5 protein-coding genes are annotated in these 3,130 nt (G+C 37.7%); 3 read left to right on the top strand and 2 right to left on the bottom strand.

Annotation, left to right across the window (positions count from 1 at the left end):
* Positions 1 to 410 precede the first annotated feature (410 nt).
* The 3 genes from ACFINI_RS09565 to ACFINI_RS09555 all read left to right on the top strand — a co-directional run bounded on the left by ACFINI_RS09565 (position 411) and on the right by ACFINI_RS09555 (position 2,279).
* Positions 411 to 1,010 carry an antA/AntB antirepressor family protein gene (locus ACFINI_RS09565; protein WP_375648007.1) on the top strand — a complete coding sequence of 200 codons (600 nt, stop codon included), beginning with the start codon at positions 411 to 413 and terminating at the stop codon, positions 1,008 to 1,010.
* 253 nt (positions 1,011 to 1,263) lie between these two features.
* Positions 1,264 to 2,004, top strand: coding sequence for an antA/AntB antirepressor family protein (locus ACFINI_RS09560; protein WP_375648006.1), 741 nt, complete (start codon positions 1,264 to 1,266; stop codon positions 2,002 to 2,004).
* Entirely contained in the window at positions 2,001 to 2,279 is a 279-nt protein-coding gene (locus ACFINI_RS09555) for a hypothetical protein (protein ID WP_375648005.1), read from the top strand. Before ACFINI_RS09560 ends, ACFINI_RS09555 begins: the two co-directional genes overlap by 4 nt.
* 46 nt (positions 2,280 to 2,325) lie before the next feature.
* On the opposite strand, the gene ACFINI_RS09550 is transcribed toward ACFINI_RS09555, so the two are convergent.
* Both ACFINI_RS09550 and ACFINI_RS09545 read right to left on the bottom strand, forming a co-directional pair.
* Positions 2,326 to 2,622 (bottom strand): HigA family addiction module antitoxin, encoded by a 297-nt coding sequence (locus tag ACFINI_RS09550; protein WP_004861504.1) that lies wholly within the window; start codon positions 2,620 to 2,622, stop codon positions 2,326 to 2,328.
* Positions 2,623 to 2,638: 16 nt separating this feature from the next.
* On the bottom strand, positions 2,639 to 2,953 hold the full coding sequence (locus ACFINI_RS09545; RefSeq protein ID WP_375610725.1) for a type II toxin-antitoxin system RelE/ParE family toxin: 315 nt from the start codon (positions 2,951 to 2,953) through the stop codon (positions 2,639 to 2,641).
* Positions 2,954 to 3,130 lie beyond the last annotated feature (177 nt).

The raw sequence follows: 3,130 nt of genomic DNA, 5'->3' as shown, positions 1-3,130 counted from the left end.
AGAGCACTTCGTGATCACAGATGTCCAAGCCTCTGAATCCGGTATGTATAAGCTTATCTTGCGAGAACAGAAATAATAAGGCACCTTTGTCTAGCAAGCTGTTTTGATTATTGTTATAAAAATATTACGTTCCCACTTGACAATGTGGCGACAATATGAATAATCGAATCAGGTGCCTCAAAAACACCTTAAACCATAAGCGGATTGGTTACCGAAATAATCAGTCTTCTATACATTAAAGACTTTGACTCATTATATGCTACATGCGTATAATAATATTGTCGGGTGTGGTTACGCTATACAATACCCTTGCGGGGAAAGTGTAACGACGGACTTGTGGCCGTGTTTTTGAGCACCCGGCACTCTTCTTAGAGTGTCAATCAAAAACATCTAACCATAAGGAATTCATTATGAATACTCTTATAGAAATTAGAGAACAGGTTATCGATCAGGAAACTGTTCAAACTGTTAACGCTCGTGATTTGCATGCGTTTTTAGAAGTAGGTAAAGATTTCTCTACTTGGATTAAATATCGCATCAACAAATATAATTTATTAGAAAATCAGGATTATTTAGTTTTCACCAATTTTGGGGAAAACCTCCAAGGTGGTCGTCCCTCTAAAGATTATCATCTAACTTTAAGTGTAGCAAAAGAGCTTTCTATGCTTGAGAATAATAAGAAAGGTAGAGAAGCTCGTTTATACTTTATCAAATGTGAACGGCTTTTGAAACAAGTAGCAACACCGCAGATAGCTGCATCACAAGTTGACTACTCCAAACCTGAAGCATTGCTGGGAGTCTTGAATCACTTACAAAGTCAAATTGAGCAAAAGGATAACACCATTACCGAATTAACACCAAAAGCAAAAGCTTTGGATGGTTTAAAGCGCTCTGATGGTTTGTTTGGTCTTATTGAAGCAGCGAAAATGCTTGAAGTACGACCAAAGGATTTAACAGATTACTTTTATAAAAACATTACATTGCCACTTGACATTGTGGCGACAATATGAATAATCGAATCAGGTGCCTCAAAAACACCTTAAATACACAGCGGGTGGATTGCCGAACCAATCTCTTTTCCGCGCATTAAAGACTTTGACTTGTTATATGCTACATGCGTATAATGACATTGTCGGGTGTGGTTATGCTATACAATACCCTTTTGGGAAAAGCATAACGACGGACTGTGTACCGTGTTTTTGAGCACCCGGCACTCTTTTATTGAGTGTCAATCAAAAACGTCTAATTACACAGGAGTTCATAATGAACACTCTTATTCCGATATCGGAACAAACTGTTGGACAGGAAATTGTTCAAACAGTAAATGCACGTGAATTGCATAGTTTTTTAGAAGTAGGTAAAAAATTTGCGGACTGGATTACTGAACGTATCAACAAATATAATTTGGTAGAAAATCAAGACTTTGTTTGCTTCCCTATTTTGGGAAGCAAAGGCAGGGGTGGTCACAATCGTAAAGATTATCATCTGACTTTAAGTGTAGCAAAAGAGCTTTCTATGCTTGAGAATAATAAGAAAGGTAGAGAAGCTCGTTTATACTTTATCAAATGTGAACGGCTTTTGAAACAAGTAGTGACACCACAAGTTGACTACTCCAAACCCGAAGCATTACTTGGTGTTTTAAATCACTTACAAAATCAAATCGAACAGAAGGATAACACCATTGCCGAATTAGCACCAAAAGCAGAAGCTTTGGAAGGTTTAAAACGCTCTGATGGTTTGTTTGGTTTGATAGAAGCAGCAAAGATGTTGGAAGTAAGACCAAAGGACTTAACCGATTATTTGCGTAAACATGATTGGGTATATCGACGGGCTCCAGGAGCGCCACTGTTACCTTATCAGGACAAGATCAAGAAAGGATTCATGGATTGTCCCGCTATCACCATTCAAAGACCAGATGGTACAGAAAAGGTGCTGCCTTCAACAAAAATCACATCTAGAGGATTAGCTTGTTTGAGAGAACAAATCCATGGAGGTGTACAATGAAGATAGATACCAACTTCTTATGCGATTTATGGATAGCATTATCTCAATTTTCTAATGATGAAAATGTGAGCGACAAAGATTGTAGTGCTCTGGTTCAAACTATGAATGCAATAGAAAAGGTTCTAGTTTTAAAACTTCAAAATGACGTGCCCAATATTACAAAAATCTTGGCAATTTTGACAGATTTTGGAGCTTCAGAACTGCCACATAGCATGGATTCTTTGTTGCGAACTTATGAACCAGATTTCGAGAGCCCCATTAAAAAGGTTGCTTAATTAAAAAAATAGAACTCCCCTCCCTATCGTTAAAGGTAGGGAGTGGTTAAACCCTACATTCAAATTTATTGATTTTGGCAAATTCGTCTGCTTTTTCAGTTTGTAATATACTAACGTCATAAGCAGCTTGCATGTTAAGCCAAAATTCAGCAGTAGTATCAAAAAAATAGGCTAATCTTAGTGCTGTATCGGGAGTCACTGGACTATTTTCAGCAACAATACGTTCTATTCTCGTGCGTGGAACATTTAATGCTTTTGCAAGAGCATAAGCAGAGAGAGCATATTCTTTTAAATATTCCTCTCGTAAAATTTCTCCGGGATGAATCGCTATATAATTTTTCATCTCGACCTCCTACAGATCAATGATAATCTACGATTTCAACTTCATAGGCACCATTAGAGCGCCATTCAAAACAAATACGAAACTGGTCATTAATACGGATAGAATATTGACCTTTACGCTCTCCTTTCAACGCTTCTAGACGATTTCCCGGAGGACTGCGCAAATCTTTAAGATCAACTGCTTTATCGAGCATAAACAACTTTCTTTGGGCTATACGCACTAGAGTGGTGGGAAAGCCTCTGGGCAGATTGCCTTCTAAAAGATCTTTACACCGCTTATCAGCAAAAGATTCAATCACCAAATCACCTTTATTCGTTCTTTTACGTATCATAACACGATACCAATATAAAGAAAAGGATAAATGTTAAATAACAGGAGCCCCCATGCATCCGAGAGAGACGATAAGAGAAACATTTGTTGCGTTGATCAAAGCAGCAAAGACGGCAGCTGGTGACAATGTTTTCAATATGCGTGACTTCAATTTATTTATTGAAGCAATGCCAGCTAT

This window comes from Bartonella sp. AA56HLJMS (genome assembly GCF_042197145.1).
Classification (GTDB): domain Bacteria; phylum Pseudomonadota; class Alphaproteobacteria; order Rhizobiales; family Rhizobiaceae; genus Bartonella.
This window is presented reverse-complemented; position numbering and strand designations above follow the sequence as displayed.